The following is a 17,668-nucleotide window of genomic DNA, read 5'->3' as shown; positions in this document are numbered from 1 at the left end:
CGGGGGGGGGGCGGCCTGATCGGTGGTCTATCCGTGAGATCGGCGGCCTTGGCCGGGGAGACCGCCGGAGAGCGCCCGCACACTGGACGAGTCCGGCAGTGGGGACTGTGCGGGCGTCCGCAGGGCCGCAGCTCGGCGGTCGTTGCCGATGCGCATGGCCCTCGCCTTCGCTGCGGTCTCCTCTTCTTGTTCGCCGGCCGGTGTGCCGGTGCGGGAGAGCATGCGGTTGGCCCGCCGTACGAGATCATGGAACGTCTTGGCATACCCGGCCACGGAACCTGTCACCGGGACGGCCCCGGGTGTTTCCGGTCGGCAGAAGTGCAGGCCCTGGGGCCCGGTGGCGACATGGGGAGCCCGCCGGGTGCGACCGGCCGCCAACCCGCTCAAGTGCTCCAGCAGTTCGGCGTCCGCGGGCATCGGTACCTGGCGCCGTTGCGCCCCGAGCAGTGGGCGGAACGAAGCCCGAACTGGGGCTCTGCCCTTGCGGACGACCCACACGCTTACCGTGGGCATGCGGGCACCGCGCTTCATGCCCGCTCCGCGGAGTGCTCTGCGGGGCCGCAGTTCCGGCTGTGGGTGACAGGCGTCGAGTCCATACGACCGATCATGCCGCATGGTGATTGAACGACGCAGTGTCGTACGCCCCCAGCAGCCTTGGCGGACGACCCCGATCACGCGTCGGCCGCTGAACTGCCGGGTGATCCGGCCTACTTGCGTGTCGTGTACCACCATGCGCATCCGGCGGACCCGTACGACGAGGACACTCTTGAGCAGTGACAGGTTTCCGTCCTCGCACCGTCCGACGCCGAGGAGGGACTCGGCGACGACCGGGATCCGGACCTGGCCCCGGTGATCGGCCGGGCCTTCCTCTACCGTCTGCGCGACGACACCGAGTTGGGCGCGGCCGGTGAGGTCGCCGAGTTCGGAGTTCTCCGCGTGGGCGGGCTCGGTGGCGGCCTCCGTGCGGGTGGCCCCGGTCTGGTCTTCGTCGGCGGGGCCGTGCAGGGTGCGGCCGGTGCGGCGCGCGGTCGAGCGGGATGGAACGAGCGGCCGCAACGGACGGGCGGGGCGAGCTGCGCCTGCTGGTCGCCGGCGCCGGTGTCACCGACGGCACGCTGCACATCTACTGCGGCCACACCACCTGCGGACTGATCGCCAACGAGAACGAGAGTGGACTGGACGCCGACCTGAAGGGTGTCCTGGAGCGCGTCGCCCCGCACTCCGACCACCACTACTACGCCCACGACAAGACGCGCACCCCCGACGAACGGCTGCTGCACGGCGAGCGTGACAACGGGCACTCCCACGTCCGTGCCCTGGTCTCCACCCATCCGGAGCTGCACATCCCGATCATCGGTGGCGAGCTGTACCTGGGTCGGTGGCAGACCATCAGGCTGGCCGAGTTCGACGGGCCCCGCACCCGGGAGCTGCTCGTCCGCGTCTACCGCGCCTGACCCTCCCACCCTCCGCCGTGCGCGAGGAGCGCGTGCGGCGGAGGGCGCGTACGCTACGCCCGCCAGTTGGGTTGCACGGGATGCCGTGGGACGAAAGAAACGGAAGAACGAGCGCCGTGTCCCAACCCTGTCTTCTCTTCGCCCCGGTCGGAAGCGGGCCGCTTTGGTGAGGTGGGCGGCGACCGCAGCAGGGTGAGCAGCAGCCGGCGCCGGGGGCGCGGCTTGTTCGGGACGGGTGCCGGGGGCGGTGTGCGTGGCGTGAGCCATGTGTCGCCCAGGCGATCCGGACCGGCTGGCGGCAGGGCCTGGCCGCTGTCCTGCCGTCCGGTGTGCTGCTCTCGCTGCCGCGCGCACCCGACGCATGGCTCCTAGATTGTGAGTTGGTATGCGTACCGCTGGCGACGGATTTGGTGTCGGCGCTTCCGCGGCGGTACGTGCGTCACAGGCGCCGGGGAGAAGAGGACTGGCAGTGGCCACGCTCGAATACTGGATTCAGCTGGAGAACCGTCCCTGGGATGCGTCGCCGAACGGCAGGGACCGGATGACTGGTCAGACGCTCGAGGCGATCACCGGGAAGGCTCCGGTGCCCGTCTTGCTCACGTCGCCGGGCACCGGGGTCTCAGCGACGCGGACCATGCACAATCCGCTGCGGGACAGCAATGGCGACGTCAAGGACGCCCTCATTCTGCGCAGGTACAAACCGCCGGCGAAGGCGGACGGTAGTGACGCGTGGACCGTCCCGGACGATCGCAAGGTGAATCCGTGGGACCTGAACGAGCCTGATCCCACGGATGCCGGGACGATGGGAACGATTCCCGGGCCGGTCATCGAGTGCGAAGTCGGAGATACCGTGCTCGTGCATTTTCGCAACATGGACATGCGGTCCATGGGGCAGATGCCGCTGCCGATCGAGAAACGGGTGCACAGTCTGCACACCCACGGGTTCGCGTTCGAGCGGGCCCAGGACGGCGCGTACCCGTTGTCACCGCCGGACCCGGGCCAGGCGGTTCCACCGTCCGAGGCGAGCGCCTGGGCAGGGGTTCCGGGCTTCTCGGGAAGCCTGAAGCAAGGTGACCGGGTGCCACCGGGCGGTACCTTCACCTACCGCTGGGAGACCTTCGGCTGGCCTACGACGGCCGGTGTCTGGCTGTACCACGATCACTCCATCTGCGACATGGAGAACGTCGAGCTCGGAGCGATCGGGATCGTCGTGATTCACAACCCCGCGGACGATCAGCACGAGGTGGACATCCGGCTCCCCGGTGACCCGACGTCACCCGATCCCGCCCTGCTGCCGGGAGGGTCACCGAACGGTAGTCCGGTCGCCAGCTCCTGCCTGCCGCTGGGGGACCTGCCGGTTCTGCCGCACCACCTCGCGGGCCTGGGCGCGCCGGCGGCCCCCGGACGCCAAGGGAACGGCCACGAGCCGGCACCTGAGGCCGAACACATCGAGCGGGACCGCGGCCGCGGGCCGAAGGTGGAGCGCGTCACCCGCGTCGGGGGTCTGAGCCTTGAGCTCGACGAGGACCTGAGGAGGGCGAGCGGCATCTGTCTTCCGGTGTACCAGCAGCCGCCGTCCAAGGCGCTGTACTTGCAGCTGTTCCACGCGCTCAACGGTGCCGTGGGGATGACGGTCAACGGCCGCAGCTTCCTCGGCAACACGCCGACGATGATCGCGGGCCGCGACACCCGGATGCGCTTTGGCGTGGTCGGCATGGGCAGCGACACCCACACCTTCCACATCCACGGCCATCGCTGGACGGTTCTCGGTCCCGACGGAGCCGATCCGGGCACGATCCAGTCCAGTCCCGAGGTGGCCGCCGTCTCCCAGTTCGAGGACACGCGCGTGTTCGGAGCAGCCAACTCGATGGCCTTCACCATCGACGGTGCGACAGGAAGCTTCATGCGTGCCGGCGGCCCCGGAGAGGACCAGTCGATCGGCGAATGGCACATGCACTGCCATGTGCTGGCGCACATGATGACCGGAATGATGGGCTCGCTCCTGATCATCCGAGGCGGGGAGCTCGCGCTCGGCCTGCCCGAGGGCGTCCCGTGCGCGATGGACGGCGGCCACAACGGCGGCCACAACGGCGGAGCGCAGACCCACGAGGTGGTGATGCAGAACGCCCAGTACGTGCCGTCCAGCATGTCCATCCATGTCGGGGACCAGGTTCGGTTCGTCAACCAGGACGGCTTCGAGCACAGCGTCGACTGGGACACGGCGGGCGCACCGCCGAACTCGCCGGTCATCGTCGGCCAGGGGCAGCCCGGTGACACCTACACGACGCCGCCGATGGCGTCAGCGGGCACCTTCGCCTTCCACTGCCGGTTCCACGGCGCGCCGGGCAGCGGCATGAACGGTTCGATCACCGTCGCGTAGCAAAGGCGGTGAACACGGTACTCGTCCCAGGAGAGTCCGGATCAGGGAGCCAGTGCGGCCGTCACCCGGGCAAGGCGGTCCGCCGGTATGGCGAAGCGGTTGGACGGGTTGCGGAACGAGTAGTGGCCGTTGTTGGTCCGAGGACCAACAACGGCCGCAGTCCAGTGCGCGGGGCCGCAGGGGCCTTGGCCTTCCAGCAGGGCGGCCGCGAGCTGTTCGGGGTCCTCGACGGTGGTTCGGTTGCGCAGTGCCTCTGCCAGGCGTTCGGCGGCCGCAGCGGGTAGGGCGGTGTCTCCATGGGAGGCTGCGGCGCCTCGTGGCCGACGGAGCGCCGGCGCGGCTGAACCTGATCTCTGCGGGACGAGCCCAAGGGTGCCTTTCCGGAGTGGATCAAGCTCTGCCATGCTGTGCCGGTCTGCTTGGCCTGCTGAGAGATCGGGATGGAGATGCTGCACCTGCTGCGTCTGACGTACACGGGTTCGGAAGAAGAGGCGGGGCCGTTTGTCGCGGGCCATGTCGCCTTTCTGGAGCGGTATCACGCCGCCGGCGTGTTCCTGGCCTCGGGGCAGACGCTGCCCGCTGCCGACGGCGGGGCCATTGTCGCCTGCGGGGCCGACCGCGAGGCGATCGAGCGGATCGCCGCCGAGGACCCCTTCGTGACTTCAGGAACGGCCGAGTACTCGATCACCACCATCGATCCGGCGCGCGTACACCCGGCCCTGGCAGGCCTGTTGAACGCCGAGTGACCCGCGCTCGGCCCCTGCGGCTCGGAGCCACTCGTTGATCACTGCGACGGTGACAGTGGCCTTGCAGGCAGGTGTCGCCCGTTCCAGGTCAACGTCCGGTCCAGCAGCTCGCGTCGGCGGGTCTGCGCCCGGCGCTCCCTGAGGGAGTTCAACGCGCGAACCGGGGGGCGTCCCCTCACGCCGTACCCGGTTCGTCGCTGCGTGGTCGTGCTCCCACGGTCGCTGGGTGTCACCTGCCTTGTGACACCGGAGTGATGAGGCCGTGGTGGCCGTGGCTTCCTTGTGGTGTCAGACTGCCGGGTGCGTTTCGGCACGGCCGTGGGCCGAAGGGGCCGTCGGCAGGGCGTTGGGTCCCGGCTCCGCGGCTTCCGGGTCGGTCCGGCAGGTGGTGCCGGTGGTGCCGAGGAGCGTGCCGAGTGCGTCGTCCAGCGGCCCGATGGCGGCCAACCCGCCGGTGCGTTCGACGAATTCGGCAACCGCCTCGGCCTTGGGGCGCATCGACCCGGCCGGCAGGTCGAGTCGGCGCAGCTGCTCGGGGGTGGCGCTGATGACCGGCCTGGGCCGGAGGGTGCCGAAGCCGCTGAAGACGTGGGTGACGTCGGTGAGGATCAACAGGGCGTCGGCGTCCAGCCGTTCGGCGAGCAGGGCGGCGGTGCGGTCCTTGTCGACGACGGCCTCGACGCCGCGCAGCAGGCCGGTGTCGGGGTTGCGGACCACCGGGATGCCGCCACCGCCGGCCGCGATCACCACCGTCCCGGTCGTCAGCAGCGTGCGGATGGCCGGCACTTCGACGATCTCCCGGGGCAGTGGCGACGGCACCACCCGCCGCAGCCGCTCGCCGTCCCGGGCGCAGCTCCAGCCGCGCTCGCGCTCCATCGACTTGGCCTGTTCATCGGTCAGTTGGCCGCCGATGAACTTGTCCGGCAGACCGAAGGCGGGGTCACCGGGGTCGACCTCGGTGTGGGTGACCAGGGCGGTGACCGCCCGATCGGGCAGCCGGCCGGCGAGTTCCCGGGCCAGCAGGGTGCCGATCATGCCCTGGGTCTGCGCGCCGAGCACGTCGAGCGGGTAGGGCGCGGTCAGTGCCGGGTCGGTCTCGCTCTCCACGGCGAGCAGGCCTATCTGCGGCCCGTTGCCGTGGGTGATCACCACCTCGTGGCCGGCCAGTGCGAGTTCGGCGAGCGAGCGGCCGGCCTCGTGGACGTGGTGCTGCTGGACGGTGGCGTCCGGGTGTTCACCCCGCTGGAGCAGGGCGTTTCCGCCGAGGGCGGCGACGATGCGCATGGTCAGTCCCTCCCCAGGGTGGCGACCAGGACCGCCTTGATGGTGTGCATCCGGTTCTCGGCCTGGTCGAAGACCAGCGAGGCCGGCGACTCGAAGACCTCGTCGGTGACTTCGAGGCCGTCGAGCCCGTGCTCCTCGGCGAGTTCGGCGCCGAGGTCGGTGCGGCGGTCGTGCAGGGCGGGCAGGCAGTGCAGGAAGGCGGTGTCGGGGTTGCCGGTCGCCGCCAGCGTCTTGGCGTTGACCTGGTACGGCAGCAGCTGGGCGATCCGCTCGGCCCACTGGGCGTGGTTCTCGCCCATGGACACCCACACGTCGGTGTAGAGGTAGTCCGCTCCGCGCACGGCCTCCTCGACCTCCTCGCTGAGGGTGATCCGGGCGCCGCTGTCCTGGGCGAGCCGCCGGCATTCGTCGACCAGCGCCGGGGCGGGCCACAGCTCGCGCGGAGCGGCGATGCGCACGTCCATGCCGAGCAGACTTCCCATCATCAGCAGGGAGTTGGCGGTGTTGTTGCGGGCGTCACCGAGGTAGCAGAAGGAGATCTCCTCCACCGGCTTCCCGCTGTGCTCGCGCATGGTGAACACGTCGCACAGGCTCTGGGTGGGGTGGCACTGGTCGGTCAGGCCGTTGAAGACCGGTACGCCGGCGTGCTGGGCGAGGTCGGTGACGATCTGCTGGTCGAAGCCGCGGTACTCGATGCCGTCGTACATCCGGCCGAGGACCCGGGCGGTGTCGGCGATGCTCTCCTTGTGGCCGATGTGCGAACCGTCCGGGCCGAGGTAGGTGGTGGTGGCGCCCTGGTCGGCGGCGGCCACCTCGAAGGCGCAGCGGGTGCGGGTGGAGGCCTTCTCGAAGATCAGGGCGATCCGGCGTCCGTCCAGCCGCGGCGTCTCGGTGCCCGCCCGCTTCGCGGCCTTCAGTTCGGTGGCGAGGTCGAGCAGGTGGTGGATCTCGGCGGCGGTGAAGTCGAGCTCGCGCAGGTAGTGGCGGCCGTTCAGGCTGATGGTCATGGTGAACTCTTTCTTGGCGGTGGTCAGTTGGCGGCGTCGCGCTGGATCGGGCAGCTCATGCAGCGCGGGCCGCCACGGCCGCGGCCGAGCTCCGAACCGGCGATGGTGACGATCTCGATGCCCTGCTTGCGCAGGTAGGTGTTGGTGGTGGTGTTGCGTTCGTAGCCGACGACGACCCCGGGTTCGAGGGCGAGGAAGTTGCTGCCGTCGTCCCACTGCTCGCGCTCGGCGGTCCGGACGTCCAGGTCGGCGGACAGGAAGCGGACCTTGTCCAGGCCGAGGGCCTCGGCGAGCGAGGCGGTGAGGTCGGTGTCGGGCCGGACGTCGAAGCCGGCCGGCCGCTCGGGGGCCGGGGTGAGGGTCCAGGAGCGCAACTGGTCGGCCAGGCCGGGGTACAGGGTGAAGGTGTCCCGGTCGATCATCGTCATCACCGTGTCCAGGTGCATGAACGCCCGGCTGGCGGGCAGTCGGACGGCGATCAGCCGGTGCGCGGTGTTGGTCAGGAAGAGCTGCTGGGCGAGGGCCTCGACGGCCTGCGGGGTGGTGCGCTCGCCCATCCCGACCATGACCACGCCGGGGGCGAGGACGTGGACGTCGCCGCCCTCCAGGTTCAGTCCGCTCGGCGTGGTGGTGCCGTCGAGCAGCGGCGCGGCGGTCTCGGAGAACAGCGGGTGGAAGCGGTAGATCGCGGCGGTGTGCAGGGTCTCCCGCCGGCGGGCCGCCTTCGCCATCGGGTTGAGGCTGTAACGCGCGCCGATCCAGCAGGAGTTGTCGCGGGGGAAGAGGTGGTTGGGCAGCGGCGCCAGGGCGAAGTCCTGGTCGCCGACGGTGTGCCAGACCAGGCTGTGCGGGCTGTGCAGCGGCAGGTCGTCCTTGAGCACGCCGCCGATCAGGTACTCCGCCAGGGTCTCGGCGTCCAGGTCCGCGCACAGCTCGAGCAGCGGGTCGACCAGCGCCGGGCCGACGGTGGCGGGGCTGACCACCTGACCGAGCAGCCAGGACCGGGCCTGCGGCAGTTCCAGGGTCTCGGCGAGCAGCTGGGCGTAGTGGTGGACGCGCACGCCGTGGTCGCGCAGCACCTGGGCGAAGGCGTCGTGCTCCTCGCGGGCGCGCTTGGCCCACAGGATGTCGTCGAAGAGCAGCTCGTCGACGTTGCGCGGGGTGAGCCGGGACAGTTCCAGGCCCGGGCGGTGCAGGATCACCTGGTGCAGGCGGCCGGCCTCGGAATCGACACGCAAGGTGGACATGAGGGGTTCTCCTCTCAAGGGAGTTGTCAGTACTGCGGGGTGGTCAGTGCGGGTGACGCGCGGTCAGAGCGCGGGGTGGGCGGGCCGGGCGGTGCGGGCCGCCTACGGCAGCGGCGACGCCTCGGCAGGGCCGGTCTTGGCGGCCGGGCCGGGCACGGCCGTGGGGTCGGCCTTGGCGGCGGCGCCGTGGCCCAGGTGCGGGCGCTCCACCCAGATGTAGGCGGGGATGCCGAGCAGGATGGTGAACAGGCCGTAGTAGACGGTCTGGTAGCCGCTGCCCTGGATCGACCAGTAGGAGAAGGCGAGGGCGAGCAGCGTGATGGTGACGTCCTTGACCAGCCGCCGCCGGTCGAGCTGCTCGCGGCCGTGCTGCACCAGCCAGTAGAGCTGCGCGGCCGCCGAGATCAGGTACGGGATCACCGCGGTCAGCACGCTCAGCAGCACGATCTCGGTGAACACCTTGGTGAAGCGGGTGTAGCTGACCACGGTCAGCAGCGAGGCGAGTACGGTCGCCGAGATGATGCCGAAGGCCGGCACCTCGCCGCGCCCCTTGGTGCTGGCGAACACGGACGGGAAGAGGCCGTCGCGGGCTGCCGCCATCGGCATCTCCGCGCAGATCATCGTCCAGCCGTTGAGCGCGCCGACCCCGGAGATGATCGCCGCGGCGGCGACCAGGTCACCGGCCCAGTGGCCGCCCGCGATGCCGTTCATGGCGTCGGTGAACGGAGCGCTGGAGGAGGTGAGTTGGTCGTGCGGCACGGTACCGAAGACGGCCAGGGTGCCGAGCAGGTAGATCGCGGCGCAGGCCAGCGTGCCGTATATGGTCGCCCTCGGCACGTTGCGCCGCGGGTCGCGCACCCGGCCGGCCGCCACCGAGGCGGTCTCCAGACCGATGTAGCTGAACAGCGCGATCGCGCCCGCCGCGGAGATGGCGCCCATGGCGGAGCCGCCGCTCGCGTTGAAGGCCCCGAAGTTGCCCGCCTTGACGAAGAGCAGGCCGGCCGTGGCCATGAATGCCAGCGGCAGGAACTTCAGCACCGTGGTGACCACCTGGAAGGCGCCGATGTTGCGCACCCCGGTCAGGTTGACGATCGCCGGTACCCACAGGCCGATCAGCGCGATCGCGATCGAAGCCCCGGTGTGGTGGCCCTTGTTGACGAACACCTCGACATAGCCGACCCAGGCGACCACGATCGCCGCGTTGCCGGCCCAGGCGGTGATCCAGTAGGACCACGCGGTGAGGAAGCCGGCGAACTCGCCGAACGCCTCCCGGGCGTAGACGTACGGCCCGCCACTGCCCGGCACCCGCTCCGACAGCCGCCCGAAGGTCACCGCCAGCGCCAGCGCGCCGATGGTCACCAGCACGAACGCGACCAGCGCGATCGGCCCGTAGGGCGCGAGCGCGGACGGCAGCGCGAAAACCCCGGTACCGATGATGCTGCCGACCACCAGCGCGGTCGCCGCAGGCAGCCCGAAGGTCTTGTTCCCCTGCGCGGGTGGCTCGGCTGCTGGTCTTGCACGGTCAGGCGCGGACATGATCTGACTCCTTGGGCCATGGGCTGGGAGAACGGGACGGGACGCGGTGAGGGTTGTCGTTGTCGTCCGTCGATAGAGATCCTCGTCCGGCGAGGCGGAGCGACCCAGGGACCGACGGTCCCTGATCGTGCCGCCACCGGTCCCAGCCCCGACGGCCTGACGGCCCCGGTTCCGCAGCGGCAGCTGCACCGACAGGCCCCGAACGAACGGCCGCCACCTGCTGGTTTCGCCCGTGCCACACCCCGTCGAGGGCCCCTTCCAGCTGCGCGCTCAGCCGGTCCGGGACCGAGGTCCCCCCGAGGCGCGGAAGGTCGCGGGACCTGACCCGACAGGTCGTGAGAAGGGAGCCGCTGCGACAGCTGCACCGATGACGTACCCGCCCGAGTCCCGGCAGCGAGCCGTTGCCATGGGGCGGGCGACCGGCGTGCGGCGGGGGGAATGCGCTCTTGACGGTGGTGATCCTCTGCGACAGGTTGATCGCACTGTGTGCACGGGGGGGTGGTTGTGACCTCGGGCGCGCATCAGGCCATCACCGCGAAACCAGCGTCCCGGGAGCACCTTTCGTGACCGAAGACCAGCATCTGCTCAAGGTCTACAGCGACCGCGCCTACGTGCACACCACGACCGTCCGCCACCAGGGCAGTACGGTGGCGTTCGCGATGGACGACCAACGGCGGATCGTCTACAGCGTGCTGGACCTGTCGCGGCACGACGAGGCGAAGGGCGAGGCGGACGCGGCCTACTGGTCGGAGGAGCCGCTGGTGCTGCGCTTCCCGACGGAGCTGGCGCGGGTCGGCTACGCGGTGGCGGGCTCGGTGCGGATGCCCGTCGTCAAGCGCGGCGGGCGGGTGGAGGCGGACGCGGCGGAGCGGCTGGACGAACAGGAACTGGACCGCTTCCTGTCGAGCACCGCGAGGCTCGGCGCCGCCGCCCCCTTCCACGTGGTCTCCGACGGCACCCACGTCTACGTGCTGCGCCAGTCGGTGCGCGCCGACCACCCGGACGCGGTGTTCCGGCTCGCCGACGGCACCGGTTCCTCGGGCGACCCGGCCCGCGCCGACTATCTGGCCAAGGACGGCGAGGCCAAGCTCGCGGTGGTAGACGCCACGCTGCTGTGCGACCGTTTCGTGCTGGCCGGCGGCGAGTTGAAGCCGGTGCTGGAGGTCCGCTACCGGCGCAGCCGGCACAAGGGCCGCCCGGACTCCGCCAAGGACAGCCTCGGCACCCAGGACATGGAGGGCCGGCCGTTCGTCGAACCGACCCAGGAACTGTCCTTCGTCCGCAACCTCTCCGGCGGCCGCTTCACCGCCCTGCTGGTGCCCACCGCCGTGCACGGCCGCGAGCGCTGGCAGATCTTCGCGCACGACGACGCCGCCGGCCGGATCGACGGCTTCAGCGTCGAGCGCGGCCGGGACGGCCTGTTCAACACCCAGGGCACCCAGGCCTGGACCAGCCCCGACCCGCGCCACCGGGACGCCGTTCACGAGAGCGCGCCCGGCACCTGCCCGTTCACCGGCCGCCCGCTGGTGCTCGCCGACGGCGAGGGCGGGCGGGCCGGGACGGCGCTGCGCTTCGACGGCGTGGACGACGTGGCCGAGCTGCCCAGCAGCGCCCTCGACCTGGCCGACCGCGACTTCACCGTGGAGTTCTGGGCCCGGCGCACCGCCACCGGCGGCCGCCAGGACTTCCTGATCGGCCACGGCGCCTCCAAGGGCGTCCGGCTGCGCACCCTGCACATCGGCTTCCGCGGCGACGACACCTTCACCTTCGCCTTCTATGGCGACGACCTGAACGTCCCGCAGCGCACCGCGGACACCGAGTGGCACCACTGGGCCTGCGTGTTCGTCCTGGACACCCGCGAGCAGATCGTCTACCGCGACGGTGTCGAACTCGGCCGCCGCACCACCGACATGCCCTACGCCGGCCTCGGCGGCCTCACTCTCGGACGCGGCATCCGTTCGTACGGGCGCGGCGAGCTGGACGAGGTCCGGATCCCGCTGCCCGGCCGGCCGGGGCGAAGCCCGTCGTGAGGCGGGACGGGTGCGGCGCCGGCGTCGGGGTCGCGCGTGGGGAGGTCAGCCGATCGTGGCGGGTTGTGGTGCCGGGGTGGGGGGCGCGGACCGGTGCAGGCCCTTGCGGTCGTAGAGGCGGGTGACGGCGAGGCCGAGGGCCAGCGAGAGGGCGAAGCCGATGCCGGTCATGGTCCAGGCGCGGCCGAGTCCGGCGTCGGCCTGCGCGCCGAAGTAGAGGACGGACCTGACGCCGTCCACCACCTGGCGGAAGGGCTCGAAGTCGGCCAGGAACCGGTAGAAGGAGGGCAGTGCCTGCAGCGGGATGGTGGCGCCGGCGGACGGGATGGCCAGGCCGACCAGCACGAGCATGGACACGATCGGGCCCGGCGTGCCGAAGGCGGCGAGCAGGGCCAGTGCGGTGATTCCCATCGCCGCCGTGGCGCACGATCCGAAGAACCACAGCATCGGCAGGTGGGAGGCGTCGATACCGATGACGCCCACGGCCGCCGCCATGGCCAGCGCCGAGGTCAGCATCGACAGGACGACCATGAGCACCGAGCCAACCACGAAGTGACGGACCCGGCTGATGTGCCGGGCCGGCTTGAGGGAACGGAACGGGCCCTTGTCGTTGGCGATCCAGCCGAGCGCCGCGTCCAGCTGGGAGTGGATCACGTTCGCGCCCAGCATGCCGCCGAGGACCAGGACGAGCGTGTAGAAGAACGCGCTCAGCCCGAGGCCGCTGTGGTGGCCGAGCGGGTGGCCCTCCTCGACCACGGCCTTGACCGGGTCGGCGACCATCAGCTGCGCCGCCGCGCCCGGCGCGGCGGAATGTTCGGCTGCGCCGGATGCCGCTTGCTGGGTCAGCTGCTGGGTGAGCTGCCGGCCCAGCTGGGCGGAGGTGTTCTGGACGACCGTGCGGTTGATCTCGGCGGCCATGGAGGAGCCGAAGCTTCCGGCTGCGGGGTTGGTGAGCACCGTCATGGTCGGCGGGTGGGGGTCGTGCTGGAGCGGGCCGGCGAGGGCGGCCACGGAGGCGGAGAAGTCGTCCGGGATGACGAGCGCCCCGAACACCTTGTCCTTGGCCAGGAGGTCGTCGGCGGTGCTGCGGTCGACCTGCTTCCAGGAGACCTTGCCCTTCAGATCGGGAGCATGGGCGATCTGCGCGGTGATCTGCCCGCCCAGGTCGATCTGCTTGCCGCCGACCTGGACGCCCCGGTCGGCGTTGACCAGGGCGATCGGCAGGTCCTTCGTCGAGCCGACCGGGTCGTTGTTCGCACCCAGGTAGAGCAGCGACAGGACGAACGACAGCAGGCCGAGGATCAAGGCCGAGGGCAGCCACAGGCTCCGGCGGCGCAGCAGTTCGCGCGCGCTCGCCCTGCGGGCGTGGGTCGGCTCAGACACGGTGCTCCAGGTGCGGTGTCGCGCCCGCAGCTGTGCTGGGGTGCGGAGGGGGCGGTGGTTTCGTGTTCCGGCTGGTCGGCAGCCTGCTGGAAACCTTCACTTTCTACGAAGATAGTTGCACTATCGAACAATGCCGTCCACCTGGGGATCTGGGAGACTGGTCACACACAGGACCGAGCGAGCGAGTGAGCGTATGAGGATTTCCGACCTGAGCCGCCTGTCCGGGACACCGGTAGCGACGATCAAGTACTACCTGCGGGAAGGGCTGCTGCCGCCCGGCCGGCCCCTCGGCGCCACGCTGACCCTGTACGGCGACGAGCACGTCCAGCGCCTGCGTCTGATCCGCGCCCTGACCTCCCGTGGCGGCCTGTCCATCGCCGCCACCCGCGACGTCCTCACCGCGATCGACCAGCCGCTCGATCCGCTCGCCACGCTCGGCGTCGTCCACTACGCGCTGCCCACCCCCGTGGACGCCGGCGAGGCGGACGCCGTGGACGAGCAGGCGCTGCGGGTCGGGGAACTGCTGGCCGCGATGGGCTGGGAGGTCTCCCCGGAGTCGCCGCACCGGCGCGCGCTCGCCGCGAGCCTGATGGACCTCAGCCGCCTCGGCATGGAGTACAGCACCGAAGACCTGGTGCCCTACGCCGAACTGGCCGCCGCCGCCGCCCGGCTGGACCTCGACCGGCTCGAAGACATCGAGGACCGCCTCCGGCTCGCCGAGCACGCCGCGATCGTCGTCCTGCTCCTCGAACCGGTCCTGGCGGTTCTGCGACGCCTCGCCCAGGAGGACGAGTCCCGCCGCCGGACCGCGTGGGCCCGCACCGGCGACGGCGCGGACCCGCGCCCCGACCCCCGCCCGGCCGATCACGGCGAGAACCGCTGAAATCGCCCTCGGCCCGGGCACCCGGGGCCATCGACCTTCCCCTGGGGCGCGAAGCCCGGGTCGGCCGCGGATCAGTTGCGGGACCGGCGCGGGCCGTTGGCAGGCCGGGCTCGGGTTCGGGCGCCCGTGGGACTGTGGCGCCGGTTCACCCGGCGGTGTCCGGGTAGCGGAGCAGGGCGCCCAGGCCGTCCGGGAGGGGCAGCTCGTCGTGCGGAATGACGATGAGTTCGGCGTTGGTGCCGACGATCGCGCGGATCAGCGCGGCATCGGCCGGCTCCTGCCAGCAGGAGCTGATGCCGAGGGCGGCCAACTCCTCACGGCTGAGCCCGACTTGTTTGGGGGTGACGCCGACCCACAGCGGCCGGTCCAGGTCGAACGGGTCGTTGATCAGGACGGCTTCGGCCTGGCCGCGGCGCAGGGCGGTGAGGGTGGCTGCGAGGCCTTCGACCGCGCCGCTGTGGCGGGCACGGCGGGCCAGGAACCGGTCGACGCCGGACTGGTCGTGGGCGGACAGGCGGCCGCGGAAGAGGTAGTCGAGTTCGTCCTCCAGCAGGGCGCGCTCGGGCTGGGCGTCCCAGCCGTCGCTGTCGATGCCGATGGTGCGCTCACGCAGGCGCTTGGGCAGTTCGCGGGCCAAGGTGTTGCGCGCCCAGTGGTCGCCGGACAGGGCGACGGTCTCGGCCCCGGTGCGTTCGGCGAGTTCGGTGAGCTGCTGGGCGACCTCCGTGGCGGTCTGCCGCCATTCGTGGGCCGGAGCCCGTCTGCGGGTGCGGCTCTCGGGCGCCACACGGGCGGTGGGCCAGCGGCCGGCCTGCAGGTCCACTTCCAGTCCGGCCTCCTCGGAGGGCACGCCTGCCGACGGGGCGACGCGGTGCACCGCCGCGGCCACGTACGGGATGTCGGGGGCGTGCTGGATGGCGAGCGGCATCGCGTCGGGAACCATCGTGAAGCGGGCGGTGCTGTGGGGCGGCGGGTGGGGCAGCTCCTCGGCGAGGGCGAGTCGTCCGTGGGCGGCGAAGACGGCCTGGCCGTGCGGGCCGGGCAGCTCGCGGTCGGTGCCGACCACGCGGACCACGGCGCCGGTGGTGGTCATGTCGGCGCCCTGCGCGGCCAGTTCGGTTTCGACGTGGCGGCGGCGCAGGTCGATGGCACGGTCGGGGTCGTCGAGGTCGCGCGAGGTGTCGACGTAGGCGCAGGCGTAGGGGCCCTGGCGTGCGTACAGCGGGCCGAGAAAGGCGAGCTTCATGATCGGTTCCCTGGCGGTGGCTAGAGGTGTTGGGAGAGCAGGAGTTCGTGGGCCCGGCGGGCGGCGCGGGCGGGCCGCTCGGGGTCGGGCTCGTGGTCGGGGATCTCCTCCATGCCTTGGATGAGGGCGCGGACGGCCTGGCCGAGGGCCTGGACCTGGGCTTCGAGCAGCTCGATGCGTTCGGCGGCGCTTTCGAGGTCGCGCCCCGGCGGGCGGAGGGACGGTGCGTGTTCGGCGGCGTAGTCGCTCATGGTCGTCTCCTGTGCGATGACCCGGACGTCGGCGCCGGTGAGCAGCGCGGTCCGGACGGCGGCGTCGGCCGGATTCGCCCGGACGAGCGGGCCGGTGTCGGGCGTGCAGGCGGTGCCGAGTCCGGCGACGTCGGTGGGGCCGGGTCCGGACCAGGCGGTGCGGCGGGACACCGGATCGCTGACGGTGACGATCTCGGGTCGCTTCCTGCACTCCGTTCGATCCATCGGCTTCTGCTCGGGCCGGGGCCACTGGACTTCCAGGCTTTCATGCCGTCGCCGTCGCCGCCTGCGTGAGAGGACCGACGCCCGCGCACCCGGCTTCGCGGCCCGGTGATGCCCCGATCGCGTGTGTCCGGCAGGTGCAGCAGCATGGAGGGAGAGGACCGAGTGAGTGAGGAGGGTTTGAGATGGCCGGAGAGGTGCTTCACAGGCGTGGGCACTGGTGGCCGACTGCCTTCTCGGAGTGGTTCGAGGATTTCCCCGTGGACTTGCGGATGGGGGAGCACGTCATCCGGGTGGAGGAGTCCGAGGAGGACGGGACCTATGTGGTCAGGGCCGAGCTGCCGGGGATCGATCCCGCCAAGGACGTCGAGATCACCTTCGAGAACGGGGTGCTGACCGTTCGCGCCGAACGCAGCGAGGAGAAGAAGGAGAAGCAGCGTTCCGAGTTCCGCTACGGCTCCTTCACCCGAAGCATCCGGCTGCCTGAAGGCGTCAAGGAGCAGGAGATCGCGGCCAGTTACGACAACGGCGTGCTGACCGTGAAGGCGCCGATCGGCGAGGTCGAGAAGCCGCGCCGGCGGATCGAGATCGACACCGGCGCCTGATCCGGGGGGTTCAGCAGCACCGCGGTTCTCGTGGTGCCGGTCGGCGGACGATTCGTGGCTCAGCTGTCGCGCGGGGTGGTCGGAACTCTCGTCCGGGCGATCCTGGAGAGGTCTTCGAGGGTGATGATTCCGACCAGCCGGCCGTCGTCCAGGACGAGGATCGGGGGCCGCGCGGTCGCGTTGTCCAGGACTTCGACGAGGTCGTCATCGGGCGCGGCGACCAGACACCGGCCCAGTGGCGTGGCCACGTCGCGTACATGGACCTCGGCCCTGCGGGCGGGCGGGATCATCGCGAGCCGGCGCAGGTCGACCAGGCCGCTCGGGCGGCCTTCGAAGTCGATCGCGGGGACCACCGGGTGGTGGGGGCGTGCGGTGAGACCGGTGAGGAGACGCTCTGCGGTGAGCCAGTCGGGAGCGGTGACCAGGGGTGAGTTCATCACCTCTTTGATCCGCATTCCTCGCACCGCCGTCACCAGTGCGGCGCGGCGGACCTCGGCAGTGGCGGAGGTCCACATGAACAGACCGATGAGCATGAGCCAGATCCCGGCCGTGCTGCCGTGGAGGAGTTCGAGCCAACCGGCTGCGGACAGCAGCAGGCCGGCGCCCTGGCCGACGCGGCCGGCCACTTGCTCGGCGCGTTCGCGGTCTCCTCGGCGCCACCAGACCGCGGCCTGGAGGATCCGTCCTCCGTCCAGGGGCGCGGCGGGCAGCAGGTTGAACACGCCGAGCAGGAGGTTGGTCCAGCCGGTCCACAGCAGCACCGCCGCGGGCAACGTCCAGTGGAGGGTGCGCAGTGCACCGAGCCCGGCGGCCACGGACAGCCCGCCCAGTGCGAGGCTGGTGAGCGGTCCGATCCCGGCGACGGCGAACTGGAGCCGGGGGTTCGGGGGGCGTCCCATGCGGGTGATGCCGCCGAGGGCGAAGACCGTCATGTCGTCCACACGGACGCCCGCGCGGCGTGCGGTGACGGCGTGGGCCGTCTCGTGCAGCAGCAGGCTCACGGTGAGCAGCAGCGCCCCGACCACGCCGGCGAAGCCGTAGGCGGCCGCCGAGCGGCCCGGAACCCAAGCGGGAAGCGTCTGCCCGGCCAGACCGATGCCGAGGACCAGGATCAGGACAGGCGCGCTCCAGTGGAACCGCAGCGGTATGCCGAAGATCCTGCCCAGCGGCGCCGACCCGTGCATTTCGGCCTCTCTCGGATTCTGCCCCCAAGCCTTTCGCCCCTTCCAATGTCCTCCCACCGCGACGGTCTTCAAAGGGCTCACGGGCCCGCCGGGCCCAGGGCCGCCGCGGCATGCCTTCCGGGGGAGTTCTCTCGCGGAGATCGGGCGGCGATGCGGGCGCCGGTGCCGGTGGGGCCGCGTCGAGGACGTGCATGGTCAGGTGGTGTCCGG

The 17,668-nt window shown here is 71.2% G+C and carries 14 protein-coding genes; 6 read left to right on the top strand and 8 right to left on the bottom strand.

Annotation, left to right across the window (positions count from 1 at the left end; all coding sequences use genetic code 11):
- The first annotated feature begins 1,037 nt into the window (after positions 1–1,037).
- From ACFV18_RS01895 to ACFV18_RS01885, 3 genes are all read left to right on the top strand, one after another.
- On the top strand, positions 1,038–1,454 hold the full coding sequence (locus ACFV18_RS01895; RefSeq protein WP_380478216.1) for a secondary thiamine-phosphate synthase enzyme YjbQ: 417 nt from the start codon (positions 1,038–1,040) through the stop codon (positions 1,452–1,454).
- A gap of 469 nt (positions 1,455–1,923) precedes the next feature.
- Positions 1,924–3,834 carry a multicopper oxidase domain-containing protein gene (locus tag ACFV18_RS01890; protein ID WP_380478215.1) on the top strand — a complete coding sequence of 637 codons (1,911 nt, stop codon included), beginning with the start codon at positions 1,924–1,926 and terminating at the stop codon, positions 3,832–3,834.
- Positions 3,835–4,274: 440 nt separating this feature from the next.
- On the top strand, positions 4,275–4,580 hold the full coding sequence (locus ACFV18_RS01885; RefSeq protein ID WP_380478214.1) for a YciI family protein: 306 nt from the start codon (positions 4,275–4,277) through the stop codon (positions 4,578–4,580).
- A gap of 288 nt (positions 4,581–4,868) precedes the next feature.
- On the opposite strand, the gene ACFV18_RS01880 is transcribed toward ACFV18_RS01885, so the two are convergent.
- From ACFV18_RS01880 to ACFV18_RS01865, 4 genes are all read right to left on the bottom strand, one after another.
- Entirely contained in the window at positions 4,869–5,864 is a 996-nt protein-coding gene (locus ACFV18_RS01880) for a carbamate kinase (RefSeq protein WP_380478213.1), read from the bottom strand.
- A gap of 2 nt (positions 5,865–5,866) precedes the next feature.
- Entirely contained in the window at positions 5,867–6,871 is a 1,005-nt protein-coding gene (gene argF, locus ACFV18_RS01875; RefSeq protein ID WP_380478212.1) for an ornithine carbamoyltransferase, read from the bottom strand.
- A 23-nt stretch (positions 6,872–6,894) separates the two neighbouring features.
- Complete coding sequence (locus ACFV18_RS01870; RefSeq protein ID WP_380478211.1) at positions 6,895–8,118, bottom strand: arginine deiminase; 1,224 nt, start codon at positions 8,116–8,118, stop codon at positions 6,895–6,897.
- A 102-nt stretch (positions 8,119–8,220) separates the two neighbouring features.
- On the bottom strand, positions 8,221–9,567 hold the full coding sequence (locus ACFV18_RS01865; RefSeq protein WP_380478310.1) for an amino acid permease: 1,347 nt from the start codon (positions 9,565–9,567) through the stop codon (positions 8,221–8,223).
- 650 nt (positions 9,568–10,217) lie between these two features.
- Here ACFV18_RS01865 and ACFV18_RS01860 point away from each other — a divergent pair.
- On the top strand, positions 10,218–11,684 hold the full coding sequence (locus ACFV18_RS01860; RefSeq protein WP_380478210.1) for a LamG domain-containing protein: 1,467 nt from the start codon (positions 10,218–10,220) through the stop codon (positions 11,682–11,684).
- 45 nt (positions 11,685–11,729) lie between these two features.
- On the opposite strand, the gene ACFV18_RS01855 is transcribed toward ACFV18_RS01860, so the two are convergent.
- The gene (locus ACFV18_RS01855; protein ID WP_380478209.1) at positions 11,730–13,067 is read right to left on the bottom strand and encodes a DUF3533 domain-containing protein; all 1,338 of its coding nucleotides are present in this window, start codon (positions 13,065–13,067) and stop codon (positions 11,730–11,732) included.
- 193 nt (positions 13,068–13,260) lie between these two features.
- Between ACFV18_RS01855 and ACFV18_RS01850 the strand changes: the two genes are divergently transcribed.
- Positions 13,261–13,950: a MerR family transcriptional regulator gene (locus ACFV18_RS01850; RefSeq protein ID WP_380478208.1), complete on the top strand. Its 690-nt coding sequence runs from the start codon at positions 13,261–13,263 to the stop codon at positions 13,948–13,950.
- 145 nt (positions 13,951–14,095) lie between these two features.
- Here ACFV18_RS01850 and ACFV18_RS01845 read toward each other — a convergent pair whose 3' ends face one another.
- Positions 14,096–15,196 carry a hypothetical protein gene (locus ACFV18_RS01845; RefSeq protein ID WP_380478207.1) on the bottom strand — a complete coding sequence of 367 codons (1,101 nt, stop codon included), beginning with the start codon at positions 15,194–15,196 and terminating at the stop codon, positions 14,096–14,098.
- Between the two features lie 20 nt (positions 15,197–15,216).
- Positions 15,217–15,672: a hypothetical protein gene (locus ACFV18_RS01840; protein ID WP_380478206.1), complete on the bottom strand. Its 456-nt coding sequence runs from the start codon at positions 15,670–15,672 to the stop codon at positions 15,217–15,219.
- A gap of 269 nt (positions 15,673–15,941) precedes the next feature.
- Between ACFV18_RS01840 and ACFV18_RS01835 the strand changes: the two genes are divergently transcribed.
- Positions 15,942–16,274 (top strand): Hsp20/alpha crystallin family protein, encoded by a 333-nt coding sequence (locus tag ACFV18_RS01835; RefSeq protein WP_380478205.1) that lies wholly within the window; start codon positions 15,942–15,944, stop codon positions 16,272–16,274.
- A 59-nt stretch (positions 16,275–16,333) separates the two neighbouring features.
- Here the strand turns inward: ACFV18_RS01835 and ACFV18_RS01830 are convergent, their stop codons facing one another.
- Positions 16,334–17,458: a site-2 protease family protein gene (locus tag ACFV18_RS01830; RefSeq protein WP_380478204.1), complete on the bottom strand. Its 1,125-nt coding sequence runs from the start codon at positions 17,456–17,458 to the stop codon at positions 16,334–16,336.
- Positions 17,459–17,668: the final 210 nt, after the last annotated feature.

The sequence above is a fragment of the Kitasatospora sp. NPDC059673 genome (assembly GCF_042734215.1).
Lineage (GTDB): Bacteria > Actinomycetota > Actinomycetes > Streptomycetales > Streptomycetaceae > Kitasatospora.
This window is presented reverse-complemented; position numbering and strand designations above follow the sequence as displayed.